Here is a 14,789-nt window from a genome sequence, read left to right as displayed (position 1 = left end):
CCCCGATCAGCCAAGGAAGCATCAATGGGCATTCGCGCAAAAGACCGTCAGATCGATAACATCGAGCTCAATGTCAACGATATCGCCCGAAGCAAAGCCTTCTATGGAAGCGTATTCGGCTGGAACTTCGTCGATTACGGCCCGACCTACACCGAATTCAGTGACGGCCGACTGACCGGTGGCTTCACGACCGGTGAACCCGTGCGCCCGGGTGGCCCGTTGATCATCCTGTACGCGGATGACCTTGAAGGCACCCAGCTCAGGCTCGAAGCCGCAGGGGCGACCATCAGCCGTGCTGTGTTCGCTTTCCCGGGTGGCCGGCGTTTCCACTTTATCGATCCGGATGGCTATGAACTGGCAGTGTGGTCGGCTTCCTGACGGCTGATTGATCACAAAGAGGCGCAAAGCCTCAATCGTGTCCATGATTAAGGGCCTGCGATAGCGTCGACGTTGGAATGGCAAAACCATCTCTAAATTCGTCGGACTACCGTCCAGCCAGAAATATCTCACTTCCTCTGGTTCATTAATCAAGGAGTCCCCTCATGAAAATCGACTTCACCGGACGTCACGTCCTGGTCACCGGATCCACCAGCGGTATCGGTTTTGCGACCGCCAAAGGCTTCCTGGAAGCCGGCGCCCACGTGGTCATCAATGGTCGCAGCGAGAGCAGCGTGGAAGACGCGCTGCAGCGCTTGGGCGAGCTTTCCTCAAGGGCGACTGGCTTTGTGGGCGATCTCAGCAACGCGCCTGGCTGTCAGGCACTTGTCGCCAAGCACCCAAGCTTCGATATCGTCATCAACAACCTGGGCATTTTTAAACAGGAAGACTTTTTCGAAACGCCGGACAGCGAATGGCAGCGCTTCTTCGAAACCAACGTAATGTCCGGCGTGCGTGTTTCCAGGGCCTACGCCCAGGGTATGGTCGAGCGTGGTTGGGGGCGGATTGTGTTTGTTTCGTCGGAATCGGGCGTGAACATTCCCGCCGACATGATCCACTACGGCTTCACCAAAACCGCCCAACTTTCCATCGCTCGCGGCCTGGCCAAGCGCCTCGCCGGCACGGGCGTGACGGTGAACTCGGTGTTGCCTGGGCCGACCCTTTCCGAAGGTGTTGCCCAGATGCTCCAGGCAGACGTCGAGCGCAGCGGGGAAAGCCTGGAAAAAGTCGCGGCGGATTTCGTCAACGAGCACCGCAGCACATCGATTATCCAGCGTGCGGCACGGGTCGAGGAAGTCGCCAACATGATCATCTATGCCAGCTCGGAACAGGCCTCGGCCACCACCGGTGCGGCGCTGCGCGTGGATGGTGGTGTGGTGGATAGCATCGTTTAGGGTCCTATGACACGTTGCAAAAAAACGCCGCTTCCTCATGAGAGATAAGCGGCGTTTTTTCTTTTGGAAGCGACATGGGTTGATATGACCGGTTTTCGGAGCGGTGAAGGGTTTGTTCAGCCTACCCGGTTTTCGATCAAGCGATCCGAGCCACCTTCGGCTACGCGGTTTTCGATCAGTCGGTCCGAGCCACCTTCGGCTACGCGGTTTTCGATCAGTCGGTCCGAGCCACCTTCAGCTACACGTTTTTCGATGAGTCGATCCGAGCCGCCTTCGGCTACGCGGTTTTCGATGAGTCGATCCGAGCCACCTTCGGCTACACGTTTTTCGATGAGTCGATCCGAGCCGCCTTCGGCTACGCGGTTTTCGATCAGTCGATCCGAGCCACCTTCGGCGACACGTTTTTCGATGAGTCGATCCGAGCCACCTTCGGCTACGCGGTTTTCGATGAGTCGATCCGAGCCGCCTTCGGCGACATGTTTTTCGATGAGTCGATCCGAGCCGCCTTCGGCGACACGTTTTTCGATGAGTCGATCCGAGCCACCTTCGGCGACACGTTTTTCGATGAGTCGATCCGAGCCACCTTCGGCTACGCGGTTTTCGATGAGTCGATCCGAGCCGCCTTCGGCTACGCGGCTTTCGATCAGGCGATCCGAACCACCCTCAGCGAACGTAGGTTGAACAAAAGAAGTCGCGAACGCATTGCCGAGCGACAGAGCCAGAAGCGAGCCAACGAGAGTTTTGCTGAAAGTGTTCATGTCCTGATCCTTTTTATTCGTAGATGAAGTGAGTTAGACGGTGACGTGCAAACGGACATCGACGTTGCCGCGTGTCGCGTTGGAGTACGGGCAAACCTGGTGAGCCGCGTCGACCAGCGCTTGAGCATCGGCTTGATCCAGACCTGGCAGGCTGATGTGCAGGTCGATGTCCAGACCGAAACCGCCAGGGATCTGGCCGATGCCAACGTGTGCCGTGATCGAAGCGTCAGCAGGAATGCTGCGTTTGCTTTGGCTGGCGACAAACTTCAATGCGCCGATGAAGCAAGCCGAGTAGCCGGCGGCGAACAACTGCTCAGGGTTGGTGGCTTCACCACCGGCGCCGCCCAAGGCTTTTGGAGTGGCCAGTTTCACGTCGAGAATCTTGTCGCTGGAAACAGCACGGCCATCACGGCCACCGGTAGAGGTTGCGACTGCGGTATAGAGAACGTTCATGGTGTTTCCTCTTTTGCTGATTGATTTGATCGTTTTGGCTTGCGCTAAATATTTGCGCGCTAACCAGTTGAGATAAAGTTAACGGATGAATAATTAGCGCGCAAGATAAATTTTTAAAAATTTATCGATTTTGATTTAACTATTTGATCTAAAAAGAGATTTATTTTCAGGCAAAGCGGCGTCGCCAGCCCGCGTGGGCCGCGAGGTGAGCGAAGGGAAAGGAGGTGCTAGTGGGGATCAGCAGGTCCAACGCAATTGCAGATCTTCAAAGAGATGGAGTTCAAGCAGAATGATGAATGCCGTCAGGGACGCTCCGCGTCCCGCTTCTGGAAGGTGACGCAGAGCATGGACACGATCAAATTCCGACGGATGATGCAAAGCCAACCCGACTAAGCAACAGCCACTCGATTGCGCCCCAGCGCCTTCGCCCGATACAGGGCCTTGTCCGCATCGTTCATCAAGCTGTGAAGGTCCTTGTTACAGGCCTCCGTCGACGCGACGCCAAGGCTGGCGGTTATGCAGTGGACAGGCTCGATCATCAAACCCGCAATCGTATCAATGAGCCGTTCTGCAATCTGGGTGGCGACTTCGATGGAAGTGTTCGGAAGCAGAATGGCGAACTCTTCCCCACCTAGCCGGCCGTGAATATCCGTCGCCCGAAATGACGAACTGATGACCATCCCCATCTCGCGCAAAACCTGATCCCCGACCTGATGGCCGTAGGTGTCGTTGATGTGCTTGAAGTGATCCATGTCCAACATGACCGCGCACAACCCTAACCGGTTGGTCTTGCATTCGTCGTAGAGCTGCTGGGCATGCTCGAAAAAAGCCCGCCGACTCTTCAGGCCGGTCAGTTCATCGGTTTGTGCGGCGCGGGTAGAAATGCTGTTCGCCTGTTCCATTTCACGGGTAAGACGAAAGGCGACTTCCAGGGCCTGGGACATTTTGTGTGTGGCGCGGGCAGCAAATGCGGCGAACACCAGGATCGAAAGGGCCATGCCGACTTGAATCGGCGACGGTTGAAACAGCAGCCAGACGGTACACGGAAACAACACCAGGCCAATGGAGGCTAGCGTCATATCGCGGTAGGCCGAATAACAGGACACCGCGCTGACAGACATTCCGACGGTAAAGAGCATGACCAGTGCCTGGGACAACAGATCGTCCGCCGGCATGACCACAAACGCCCCGCCGCCCCAGATGCTGGCGGATAGCACTAACGTGACCCAGTACCTGCGCTCCCAGCGTTGAGGCGTACGCTCACTTTCGTCGCTGCGAAAATAGGCAACGAACATCGCGATACGCAACAGCGTCGATGCGGTCAGGATGCCCAGCCACCAAAGAATGATGCTGTGCTCAAACCGATCCCAGCACAGCCAACTCAACATGATGGCAGCCATGTAACTGCCGAACACCGCAGAAACGGATTGGCGAAACAGTTGCTGCAATCGATCAGTCCGCACCTGCTCGGCTATGCAAAAATCCTGGCCATTGCGAGATCTTGGGCCACCCATTTGATCCACCTGATCGTGACGCAACTAAAGCGGCGATTGTGGCACCCTGCCACCAACGCAAACAACTGAATTACTGTGGCGAGGGGATTTATCCCCGCTGGGCTGCGAAGCAGCCCCAACCCTTCCTACAACCAAACTGTGCATCATCTTCTTTACAGGAGCAGGCTGGAATCAATCCGCAATAACGAGTGAACCCGCCAAAGAAAAACCCGACGCTTTAGGTCGGGTTTTTCAGCGAAGGCAAGTTGTTACGGGTTACTCGACTTGCGACAGCTTGGCATCGTCGCAACCGGCAGCACGGCACTCGCGCTCGACAGCCTTGAGTATGACGATACGCGCCTCGGTCTTCTCATTGGCACAGTCCAGGTAGAGCAGGCCATCGTTGGAACAGGCGCTGTCACGATTTTTGATCCACTGGATTTGAGCGGCTTTCACCTTTTTCTTTTGCTCCGGGTTCAGAGCACTCATCGTCTTCTTGTATTGATCGTTGATGTCCTGATCCGACTGAACCATTTTCAGCGACGCGCAATAGGTTCTGTCATAGGCGTTTCTAGGGTTATCGCAACTCATCGCAGATGCCGATGCGGATGCCATTGCCAGCAATGCCCCAACCAACAAAGACTTGATCACTCACTTCACTCCCTGAATGCCCTCTATTGATTAGAGGTCGCGGCGTGAATTTATCATGAGGGTTGTAGAACAATGAAGCGGATCCGATGGCCTTCAGCTCCTCGATTGCAGCGGCGCTTATCCACACCATCGATCCATAACGCAGTCCCTTGTGGCGAGGGGATTTATCCCCGCTGGGTTGCGCAGCAACCCCAAAAATCTCCATGCAACCAAAAGTCTGTGGCGAGGGAGCTTGCTCCCGCTAGGCTGCGCAGCAGCCCCAAACCATCCAAACACATTCCTACAGACCAACCCGTGCCAGCTACCCCGTCCCTTCTCAAGTATCCCTCTAGCCTGAACTACAGGTCATAAACACCACATGTTTATCCTCCCACCCCAACCCGTCCACCAGGCTACCCAACCTTGCGCCTTTACCTACAACTACGCCAGAATCCGCCCGCTTGTGCGCCTTGCCCTCGGGTTCTATCGTTTTCCTGCCACTGCCCATCAGTGGTCGGGTTTAGTAGCCCGAGGTATTTAGTAAGGTGCAAAGCTCTATCAATCAGGTATTTCCATGCCTGTATTTGATGGCGGTTGTGCGCAGGGCGCCCTCGGGCGCGCCGGCTTGCTAAGTCCCCGGTCTACTAACCTGCGTACAGCTGCCACCCCTTGTTTAGTAGCTAGAGGGTTGCGGCTTCAACTATAGGACTTAGTACATGTTCAAACCTACACCGAATCCGCCAGAGGCGGACCAAGCTCCCCCGCGCACCAAATCCAAGGCCAAAAAGCACGACGAAGCCACCAAACGCGTCCTGGATCACTACCTGCTCCCAAAACCGGAAAAGTCCGAAGATGCGTCCCAACCGGGTCAGCTCTTCAGCGTCGCAAAAAACGCCGACAACGAATCCCTCCTCGCCAACCTCAGCGAAACCCTGGCGGCAGCCGACGCGACGGTCAGCAACCTGGCCTTCGATCTGGAAGGTCAGCGCCGCCACATCCTTCTCGGCATCCAGCAATTGATTGAGCTGAGTTCATTGCTGGCTAACCGGGTGTTGGATAACGTTGATCCGCGATAGCAAATAAACATCCTTCCCAAAAGCAAACCCGACATCTTGCGTCGGGTTCGCTTTTTTAACGCTCCAGAAACACGAAAGCCCGCAGATATTTCTATGAATGCCCGTGATCTTGCGGATTTTTGCCCGTCACGCATATTTCCGAGCAAAAAAAACGGGCCTGCATTCCCACGCAGCCCCGTTTTTTTCACCACCTGATCAGCTCAAAACGCCGGCAAAACCGCCCCTTTGTACTTCTCAAGAATAAAAGCCTTCACCTCCGGCGTATGCAAAGCCGCAACCAGCTTCTTCATCGCCTCACTGTCCTTATCATCCTCACGGGCAACCAGAATGTTCACATAAGGCGAGTCGCTACCTTCGATCACCAGCGCGTCCTTGGAAGGATCAAGCTTGGCCTCCAACGCATAGTTGGTATTGATCAACGCCAGATCCACCTGAGTCAGCACCCGCGGAATGGTCGCCGCTTCCAGCTCGCGGAACTTCAAATCTTTTGGATTCTCGGTGATGTCCTTGGTCGTCGACAGGATGTTGTTCGAATCCTTCAACTTGATCACCCCAGCCTTCGCCAGCAGCAACAGCGCACGACCACCGTTGGTAGCGTCGTTCGGGATCACCACGTTGGCACCGCCCGGCAGTTCGGTAAGTGCCTTGTACTTGCTGGAATAAGCGCCCAGGGGTTCCAGGTGCACACCGGCCACGCTCACCAGGTGCGTGCCCTTGGCCTTGTTGAACTCATCCAGGTACGGCTGGTGCTGGAAGAAGTTGGCGTCCAGGCGCTTTTCCGCAACCTGCACGTTGGGCTGGATGTAGTCGGTGAAGACTTTGACCTTGAGGTCTACGCCTTGCTTTTCCAATGCCGGTTTGACGAATTCGAGGATTTCCGCGTGCGGCACCGGGGTGGCCGCGACGGTCAGGGTGTCGGCGGCGTGGGCGGAAAACGCTGCGGCGGCAGCGAAGGCAACCAGTAGTTTCTTCATTCAGCTAACTCCTTTTGAAGCGCCTGCTCTCGGCGCCTGCCAGCGAATGGCCGGCTCATGGTTTATCGGCCGCGAGGCCTTATTTTCTAGAAAAATGCACAACCAACTTGTCGCCCACGGTTTGCAGGACCTGAACCAGCACCAGCAGCAACACCACTGTGACCACCATGACATCGGTCTGGAAACGCTGGTAACCGAACCGGATGGCCAGGTCGCCCAAACCACCGGCGCCGACCACACCGGCCATGGCCGTGTAGGACACCAGCGTAATCGCTGTCACCGTAATCGCGGCAAAAATGCCCGGGCGGGCTTCCGGCAGCAAGGCGTTGACGATGATCTGCCGCGTCGTTGCGCCCATGGCCTGGGTCGCTTCGATGATGCCGCGGTCGACTTCGCGCAGGGCGGTTTCCACCAGGCGGGCGAAGAACGGTGTCGCGCCGACCACCAGCGGAGGGATCGCGCCGGCCACGCCCAGGGAGGTGCCGGTGATCAATACCGTGAACGGGATCATCACGATCAACAGGATGATGAACGGCAGCGAACGCAGGATGTTCACGATCAGCGACAGCAGCGCATACACGCCGCGGGCTTCGAGCAACTGGCGCGGGCTGCAGAGAAACAGCAACACGCCCAGGGGCAAGCCGAGCAGCACGGTGAACAGCAGCGAACCGAACAGCATCAGGAAGGTATCGCCCGTTGCCAGCCAGATTTCCAGCCAGTCGATGTTGGAGAAGAACGAACTCAACAGTTCCATTAGCGCAGCACCTCCATGTGGACATCGGCCGCGGTGAAGCGGGCGAACGCCGCCTCCATGTCACCGCCGGTGATGGCGAGGGTCAGTTGCCCGTAGGGGGTGTCTTTGATGCGGTCGATACGACCGGCCAGGATGCTGTAGTCCACACCGGTTTCCCGGGCGACGGTGCCGAGCAATGGCGCGTATGTCGCTTCGCCCTGGAACGTCAGACGCACGATACGCCCTGGCACGTGGGCGAAGTCGTCGCGCTGTTCGCTTTCGTCGATCTGCTCGTCTTCCTGGACGAAACGCTTGGTGGTCGGGTGCTTCGGATGTAGGAACACTTCGGCCACCGGGCCTTGTTCGACGATCACACCGGCGTCCATTACCGCTACTTGATCGCAAACGCGGCGGATCACGTCCATTTCATGGGTGATCAGCACGATGGTCAGCTTCAGCTCGCGGTTGATCTCCGCCAGCAGTTGCAGCACCGAGGCGGTGGTCTGCGGGTCGAGGGCGCTGGTGGCCTCGTCGCACAGCAGGATCTTGGGCTTGGTCGCCAGGGCGCGGGCGATGCCGACGCGCTGCTTCTGGCCGCCGGACAATTGCGCTGGGTATTTACGGGCGTGGTCGGACAGCCCTACCCGTGCCAGCAACTCGGCGACGCGGCGGTCGATGTCGCTGCGGGACAATTCGCCCGCCAACGTCAGCGGCAGCGCCACGTTGTCGGCCACGGTCTTGGATGCCAGCAGGTTGAAGTGCTGGAAGATCATCCCGACTTGCTGGCGGAAGCGCCGCAGGCCGCTGGCGTCCAGGGCGGTGACTTCCTCGCCGTCGACGATGATCTTGCCGCCGCTGGAGTCTTCCAGGCGATTGATCAGGCGCAGCAGGGTACTTTTTCCCGCACCGGAATGGCCAATCAGGCCGAAGACCTGACCGTTCTCAATCGTCAGACTGGTCGGATGCAGGGCGGGGATATCCCTACCGGCGACTCGGTAGGTTTTATGGACGTCTTGAAACTCGATCACGTAGCGAACCTTGTGGGGCGCGTTGGAAAAGGATCAGCGGTTAGCCGGGCGCGCATTTTAGCCTGTCCGTATAGAGGTTCTTAGCATTTATTTGCGATCGGACCAGTCATTTGGCAATAACGCGATCAATGGGCATAAAAAAGGAACACAGCCAAACGGCATCGGTCACTCATTAAGCAACTCGAAAATGCCCAGGTACCAACCTGCGGTATCGAACTCAAGAGTCCTGGCCACGGCGGGGATCGCAAAGAGGAGTTATGCCTGATGAGTACCGAAAAGCCCACGGTCAACAAGAGCCAACTGGCCGGGACCGACACCCTGGATCGCGGCAACACCAACGCCAAGCTCGAAAGCCTGGAACAGTTTCGCTCCGACGCCACCGAGCAGGCGTTGCGCACTAACCAAGGCGTGAAAATCGCCGATAACCAGAATACCCTTCGTGTCGGCGCTCGCGGTCCCTCGCTGCTGGAAGACTTCATCATGCGTGAAAAAATCACGCACTTTGACCATGAGCGCATCCCGGAACGCATCGTCCACGCCCGCGGGACCGGCGCCCATGGCTACTTCCAGAGCTATGAAGCGCATTCAGCATTGACCAAGGCCGGTTTCCTACAAGACCCGAGCAAGAAAACCCCGGTGTTCGTGCGTTTTTCCACTGTGCAAGGCCCACGGGGTTCCGGCGACACGGTGCGGGATGTGCGTGGTTTTGCAGTGAAGTTCTTCACCGACGAAGGCAACTTCGACCTGGTGGGCAATAACATGCCGGTGTTTTTCATCCAGGATGCGATCAAATTTCCTGACTTCGTCCACGCCGTAAAACCCGAGCCCCATAACGAAATTCCTACAGGCGGTTCGGCCCACGACACGTTCTGGGATTTCGTCTCGCTGGTGCCGGAATCGGCCCACATGGTGATCTGGGCGATGTCCGACCGGGCCATTCCCAAAAGCCTGCGCGCCATGCAGGGGTTTGGGGTGCACACCTTCCGCATGATCAACGCCGAAGGCAAAAGCAGTTTCGTCAAATTCCACTGGCGCCCTACCGTCGGCACCTGTTCATTGGTGTGGGACGAAGCCCAGAAGCTGGCGGGTAAAGATACGGACTATCACCGTCGCGATCTTTGGGAGTCGATCGAGATGGGCGACTACCCGGAATGGGAGTTCGGCGTGCAGATCGTTGCCGAGGAAGACGAGCACAACTTCGACTTCGACCTGCTCGACCCGACCAAGATCATTCCCGAGGAGCTGGTGCCCATCACGCCCCTGGGCAAGATGGTGCTGAACCGTAACCCGGACAATTTTTTCGCCGAAGTCGAGCAAGTTGCGTTCTGCCCCGGGCATATCGTGCCGGGCATCGATTTTTCCAACGATCCGCTGCTGCAAGGTCGGCTGTTTTCCTACACCGATACGCAAATCAGCCGACTCGGTGGGCCGAATTTTCATGAGCTGCCAATCAACCGGGCGATCACCCCGGTGCACAACGGCCAGCGTGACGGCATGCACCGCAGCACCATCGACAAGGGGCGCACGTCCTACGAGCCGAACTCCATCGACGGTGGTTGGCCGAAGGAAACCCCGCCCGGCCCGGAGGACGGCGGCTTCGAAAGTTATCCAGAGCGTATCGACGCCTACAAGATCCGCCAACGCAGCGATTCGTTCGGTGACCATTTCTCCCAGGCGCGGCTGTTCTACAACAGCATGAGCCCCCACGAAAAAGAGCACATCATCGCCGCCTACAGCTTCGAGCTGGGCAAGGTGGAGCGGGAGTTCATCCGGAAGCGGCAGGTGAATGAGATCCTCGCCAACATCGACTTGGACCTGGCTGGGCGGGTAGCGAAAAACCTCGGCTTGCCGGCACCGACCGCAGGTACCGTCGATGTTCCGACGCCTTCGCTGGAGCAATCCCCGGCCTTGAGCCAGGCGAACCTGCTGTCCGGCGACATCAAGACGCGCAAAGTGGCGGTGTTGGTGGCCAATGGTGTCGACGGGGCGATCATCGATGCCCTCAAGCAGGCCCTGAAGGCAGAAGGCGCTCACGCCAAAGTGCTGGGGCCGACTTCGGCGCCGGTGACCACCGCCGATGGGCAGACGTTGGCGGTAGATGCGTCCATGGAAGGCTTGCCGTCGATTGCCTTTGACGCGGTATTCGTACCGGGTGGCGCGGAGTCGATCAAGGCCTTGAGTCGCGACGGCGTGGCGTTGCATTACGTGCTGGAGGCCTACAAGCATCTGAAAGCCATTGGGCTTCATGGTGAGGCCCGGCAGTTGTTGGTGGAGTTGAAGCTGGAGGTGGATGCGGGGTTGATCGAAGACGCGGATGCGAGCGGTTTTTCGCGGTTTTTTGCGGCGATTGCTCAGCATCGGGTTTGGGCGCGGGAGCCGAAGGCGAAGGCTATTCCGGCTTGAGGGTTGTCTGAAAGCGCTTTGTTGCTGATAGGACGCTATCGCGGGCAAGCCTTGCTCCCACAGGAGATCGAATTAACCTGTGGGAGCTTGCCCGCGATGCTTTTAGGGCTTGCGAGGAGTCAGCACGACCTGGGCCGGCACACTGCGCAAAATCTGCTTCTGCAGCTTCAGATCAAACCCAGGGTCCAGCTTCTTGACCCGCTTGGTCAGCAACGTCGCCAACCATGGATAGTCATCGGTGCGCGGCGCCTGGATGCTGACGTCACACTGATAATTCACCACATCAGCGGCGATGGCATCCAGTTGTCGGCGCATTTGCTGTATATCGGCGAGGTTGAGGGCAACCGTGGTGCTGGGGGCGCTTGGGTCGATCACTTTGGCGACCGGTTTGGCTTCGGCCGCCTTGAGGTCGGCCTCGGCTTTTTCCAGCTCGGCCTTGCGGGCCTCGGCAATGGCGCTGTTGACCTCGCCGGTGAGGGCCGGGGCCTTGGGCATCAGTGCTCGGGCGCGGCTCAGGGCAGTGGCGGCGGCATTGACGTCGCCTTTTTGCAAGTCGATCTGGCTGCGGCGCAAATACGCCTCGGCCAGTTGCCGCTGGTAAGGTTCCAGCGACCGGTCTTCCGGCGACTGGGCTTGCACGGCGGCCAACTGGCCTTCGGCGGTGGCCAGCTCATTGCTGGCCAGGCTTTGCTCGAGCTGTGCGATGGCCGGGCCCCGCGTATCGGGAGCCTGGGTGACCGGCGGTGTACTCTGGCACGCGCCCAGCAGCAGGGAAAATGCGACAAGGAGCAGATAACGGGAGGCGAACGGCTTCATTCCTGCGACTCTCTATTTGCGCAAAAAGCGAGCAAGTCTACACCCCTCGACGAGGCAGGACAAAACTCAGCAGAAACAACGCAGCGGCGCTGACCACGATCGACGGGCCGGCCGGGGTGTCCTTGAACCAGGAAAGTGCCAGCCCACCACACACTGCAAGCATGCCCAGCAGGCTCGCGCCCAGGGCCATCTGCTCGGGTGAGCGGGCGTGACGCTGTGCCGCAGCCGCTGGAATGATCAGCAATGACGTAATCAGTAACACACCGACGATTTTCATCGCCACGGCGATGACCACCGCAATCAGCAGCATCAGCGCCAACCGTAAACCCAGCACGGGCAAGCCTTCGACCCGGGCCAGCTCTTCGTGCACGGTAACGGCCAGCAATGGCCGCCAGAGCGCCACCAGCAACAGCAGCACCGCCGCGCTACCGCCCAGGATCCAAGACAGGTCCGTCGGGCTGATCGCCAGCAGGTCGCCGAACAGATAGGCCATCAGGTCGATCCGCACGTCATGCATGAAGCTTAGTACCACCAGCCCGAGGGACAGGGTGCTCGGGGCCAAAATACCCAGCAGCGTGTCGGACGCCAGCGGCTGGCGGTGTTGCAAGGTCACCAGCACCACCGCCAACAACAGGCAACCGACGGTCACTGCCACCGCCGGGCTGACATCCAGCAGAAACCCCAGGGCCACGCCGAGCAACGCCGCGTGGGACAAGGTGTCGCCGAAATAGGCCATGCGCCGCCAGACCACGAACGAACCCAAGGGGCCGGCGACCAGGGCGAGTGCCAGGCCTGCGAGCAGGGCGTAAAACAGAAAATCAGCCATGCTTGCAGCCATCTCCATGAACATGATTGGAAGCGGAAGGGGCGCTGACCACCGAGCCATGCAGGTCATGGGCGTGGTCATGGTGGTGGTGATAAATCGCCAGGCTTTGTGCGTTTTTTCCGAATAGCTCGACGAAAGCCGGATCGCCGCTGACCTGTTCGGGATGCCCGGAACAGCAGACGTGGCGGTTGAGGCAGACCACCTGGTCGGTGGTGCTCATCACCAGGTGCAAATCGTGGGACACCATCAGCACGCCGCAGCCATGGCGGTCGCGCAGGCGCGTGATCAGGCTGTACAACTCGGCCTGACCCGCCACATCGACCCCTTGCACCGGCTCGTCGAGCACCAACAATTCCGGCTCGCGCAACAGGGCGCGGGCCAGCAGCACACGCTGCATCTCGCCCCCGGACACGCTTTGCACCGGGCTGTCGATCACTTGCTCGGCGCCGACTTCGTTGAGCGCGGCCAAGGCCCGTGCGCGGTCCACCCCCGGCACCAGGCGCAGGAAGCGCAGCACCGACAGCGGCAGCGTCGGATCGACGTGAAGTTTTTGCGGCATGTAGCCGACGCGCAACTTGGGCTTGCGCCAGACGCTGCCGCTGTCGGGCTTGAGCAAACCCAGTACGGCGCGCACCAGAGTGGTCTTGCCGGCGCCGTTGGGGCCGATCAAGGTCACGATCTGCCCCGGCTCGACGCTCAGGTGAATGTTGTCCAGCACGTTCTGTCCGGCGAACGTCACGGCCACCTGCTCGAGGCGGATCAGCGCGTTGCTCATCAGGCCCCCTGGCAGCCGGAGCACAGACCCACCACTTCGACGGTCTGGGTGTCGACCACGAAGCCGACCTCCTTGGCGCTGGTGATGATCGCATCGCTGATGGACTTCTGTTCCAGCTCGATGGCGGCGTGGCATTCGCGGCAGATCAGGAACTGGCCCTGGTGGGCGTGCTCGGGATGGTTGCAACCGACGAAGGCGTTCAGCGAAGAAATACGATGCACCAGGCCGTTTTCCAAGAGGAAATCCAGCGCCCGATAGACCGTTGGCGGCGCGGCGCGGCGGCCGTCCTGCTCGCTGAGTACGGCGAGGATGTCGTAGGCGCCCAGCGGCTTGTGGCTCTGCCAGACCAATTCCAGCACGCGCCGACGCAGGGCGGTCAGGCGCAACCCTTGGCGCGCGCAGATGGCGTCGGCCTCGGACAGCGCGCTGTGCACGCAGTGGGAGTGGTCGTGGGGGCGACTGGCAAGGGGTGTAATAGGCATGGGCAGCGACGAGTTCAGTGAGAGACGTTATTATGTTACCCGTTCTCGCCTCTACGAGTGGTCATCGTGTCCCGATTTTTTTCGCTCTTTGTCGCTTTTGTCGCAAGTTTTCTACTGATCGGCCCGGCTCAGGCCGACGTCAAGGTCCTCACCAGCATCAAGCCGTTGCAGTTGATTGCCGCCGCCGTGCAGGACGGCGTAGCCGTTCCAGAGGTGTTGCTGCCGCCAGGGGCTTCGCCGCATCACTATGCGTTGCGGCCCTCGGATGTTCGCAAGGTGCAGTCGGTGGACCTGCTGTACTGGATTGGGCCTGACATGGAAGGTTTCCTACCGCGGGTGTTGAACGGTCGTACCCTGCCCTCCGTTGCGGTGCAGGATCTGCCGGGGCTCAAGTTGCGTCACTTCGCCCAGGACAGCGCCTCCCACGAGGATCATGACCATGGCGACGATGAACACGATCACGACCATCGCCCCGGCACCGTGGATGCCCACCTGTGGCTATCGCCGCACAATGCGCGGGTGATCGCTGCCAAAATGGCGACGGACCTGAGCGCGGCGGATCCAGCGAACGCGGCCCGCTATCAAAGCAACCTCACGGCCTTCAACCAGCGTCTCGACGCCTTGGACACGCGCCTCAAGACGCGCCTGGCCGGGGTCGCGGGCAAACCGTATTTCGTGTTCCACGAAGCGTTCGACTATTTTGAAGACAACTACGGCCTCAAGCACGCCGGGGTATTCGCCGTGGCCGCCGAAGTCCAGCCCGGCGCCCAGCATGTGGCGGCGATGCGCACGCGCTTGCAAGCGGTGGGCAAGACCTGCGTGTTCAGCGAACCGCCCCTGCGCCCGCGCCTGGCCGAAACCCTGGTGGCCGGGTTGCCGGTGAAGTTGGCGGAGCTGGATGCACTGGGCGGCTACACCCCGGCGACGGCGCAGGGGTATGAGCAGTTGTTGGAGAAGTTGGGGAATGATTTGGCGGGGTGCCTGGAGTCGCTGTAACGCTTGGATTGGCGG

Annotated in this window: 16 protein-coding genes; 5 read left to right on the top strand and 11 right to left on the bottom strand. The window is 59.3% G+C overall.

All coding sequences use genetic code 11. The features are described 5' to 3' along the window. Positions 1–24: 24 nt before the first annotated feature. The gene (locus AB4N80_RS05150; protein WP_122567694.1) at positions 25–378 is read left to right on the top strand and encodes a VOC family protein; all 354 of its coding nucleotides are present in this window, start codon (positions 25–27) and stop codon (positions 376–378) included. A gap of 164 nt (positions 379–542) precedes the next feature. Further along, entirely contained in the window at positions 543–1,331 is a 789-nt protein-coding gene (locus tag AB4N80_RS05145; protein ID WP_460080990.1) for an SDR family NAD(P)-dependent oxidoreductase, read from the top strand. A gap of 116 nt (positions 1,332–1,447) precedes the next feature. Here the strand turns inward: AB4N80_RS05145 and AB4N80_RS05140 are convergent, their stop codons facing one another. From AB4N80_RS05140 to AB4N80_RS05125, 4 genes are all read right to left on the bottom strand, one after another. Beyond that, positions 1,448–2,089, bottom strand: a complete 642-nt coding sequence (locus tag AB4N80_RS05140; protein ID WP_460080988.1) for a phage infection protein — start codon at positions 2,087–2,089, stop codon at positions 1,448–1,450. 33 nt (positions 2,090–2,122) lie between these two features. Then, entirely contained in the window at positions 2,123–2,542 is a 420-nt protein-coding gene (locus AB4N80_RS05135; protein ID WP_030139009.1) for an organic hydroperoxide resistance protein, read from the bottom strand. A 389-nt stretch (positions 2,543–2,931) separates the two neighbouring features. Beyond that, entirely contained in the window at positions 2,932–4,056 is a 1,125-nt protein-coding gene (locus AB4N80_RS05130; protein ID WP_122567697.1) for a GGDEF domain-containing protein, read from the bottom strand. A gap of 255 nt (positions 4,057–4,311) precedes the next feature. Continuing rightward, the gene (locus tag AB4N80_RS05125; protein WP_122567698.1) at positions 4,312–4,686 is read right to left on the bottom strand and encodes a lysozyme inhibitor LprI family protein; all 375 of its coding nucleotides are present in this window, start codon (positions 4,684–4,686) and stop codon (positions 4,312–4,314) included. Between the two features lie 695 nt (positions 4,687–5,381). Between AB4N80_RS05125 and AB4N80_RS05120 the strand changes: the two genes are divergently transcribed. Beyond that, entirely contained in the window at positions 5,382–5,741 is a 360-nt protein-coding gene (locus tag AB4N80_RS05120) for a DUF6124 family protein (protein ID WP_122567700.1), read from the top strand. A gap of 200 nt (positions 5,742–5,941) precedes the next feature. Here the strand turns inward: AB4N80_RS05120 and AB4N80_RS05115 are convergent, their stop codons facing one another. The 3 genes from AB4N80_RS05115 to AB4N80_RS05105 form a co-directional block, all read right to left on the bottom strand. Further along, positions 5,942–6,715, bottom strand: coding sequence for a MetQ/NlpA family ABC transporter substrate-binding protein (locus tag AB4N80_RS05115; protein ID WP_116833818.1), 774 nt, complete (start codon positions 6,713–6,715; stop codon positions 5,942–5,944). Between the two features lie 79 nt (positions 6,716–6,794). After that, a complete protein-coding gene (locus AB4N80_RS05110) occupies positions 6,795–7,469 on the bottom strand; it encodes a methionine ABC transporter permease (RefSeq protein WP_003196204.1) in 675 nt (224 codons plus the stop codon). Beyond that, positions 7,469–8,476 (bottom strand): methionine ABC transporter ATP-binding protein, encoded by a 1,008-nt coding sequence (locus tag AB4N80_RS05105; protein ID WP_122567701.1) that lies wholly within the window; start codon positions 8,474–8,476, stop codon positions 7,469–7,471. Before AB4N80_RS05105 ends, AB4N80_RS05110 begins: the two co-directional genes overlap by 1 nt. A 264-nt stretch (positions 8,477–8,740) precedes the next feature. Between AB4N80_RS05105 and katE the strand changes: the two genes are divergently transcribed. Continuing rightward, the gene (gene katE, locus AB4N80_RS05100; RefSeq protein WP_240998494.1) at positions 8,741–10,879 is read left to right on the top strand and encodes a catalase HPII; all 2,139 of its coding nucleotides are present in this window, start codon (positions 8,741–8,743) and stop codon (positions 10,877–10,879) included. Positions 10,880–10,981: 102 nt separating this feature from the next. Here katE and AB4N80_RS05095 read toward each other — a convergent pair whose 3' ends face one another. Genes AB4N80_RS05095 through zur form a run of 4 tightly spaced genes read right to left on the bottom strand, consistent with a single transcriptional unit; the run spans position 10,982 to position 13,778 of the window. Continuing rightward, complete coding sequence (locus AB4N80_RS05095; RefSeq protein ID WP_122567703.1) at positions 10,982–11,695, bottom strand: PA5502 family lipoprotein; 714 nt, start codon at positions 11,693–11,695, stop codon at positions 10,982–10,984. A gap of 37 nt (positions 11,696–11,732) precedes the next feature. After that, positions 11,733–12,521 carry a zinc ABC transporter permease subunit ZnuB gene (gene znuB, locus AB4N80_RS05090; protein WP_122567704.1) on the bottom strand — a complete coding sequence of 263 codons (789 nt, stop codon included), beginning with the start codon at positions 12,519–12,521 and terminating at the stop codon, positions 11,733–11,735. Then, on the bottom strand, positions 12,514–13,296 hold the full coding sequence (gene znuC, locus AB4N80_RS05085; RefSeq protein ID WP_122567705.1) for a zinc ABC transporter ATP-binding protein ZnuC: 783 nt from the start codon (positions 13,294–13,296) through the stop codon (positions 12,514–12,516). Before znuC ends, znuB begins: the two co-directional genes overlap by 8 nt. Beyond that, positions 13,296–13,778 carry a zinc uptake transcriptional repressor Zur gene (gene zur, locus AB4N80_RS05080; RefSeq protein WP_122567706.1) on the bottom strand — a complete coding sequence of 161 codons (483 nt, stop codon included), beginning with the start codon at positions 13,776–13,778 and terminating at the stop codon, positions 13,296–13,298. The genes znuC and zur overlap by 1 nt, the downstream gene beginning before the upstream one ends. Before the next feature lie 66 nt (positions 13,779–13,844). On the opposite strand from zur, the gene znuA reads away from it, so the two are divergent. Then, positions 13,845–14,774 (top strand): zinc ABC transporter substrate-binding protein ZnuA, encoded by a 930-nt coding sequence (gene znuA, locus AB4N80_RS05075; protein WP_122567707.1) that lies wholly within the window; start codon positions 13,845–13,847, stop codon positions 14,772–14,774. The last annotated feature ends 15 nt before the right edge of the window (positions 14,775–14,789 follow it).

The sequence above is a fragment of the Pseudomonas sp. H3_A02 genome, from assembly GCF_054671965.1.
The sequence above is the reverse complement of the archived record's forward strand: the minus strand, read 5'-3'. Positions and strand labels throughout refer to the sequence as shown.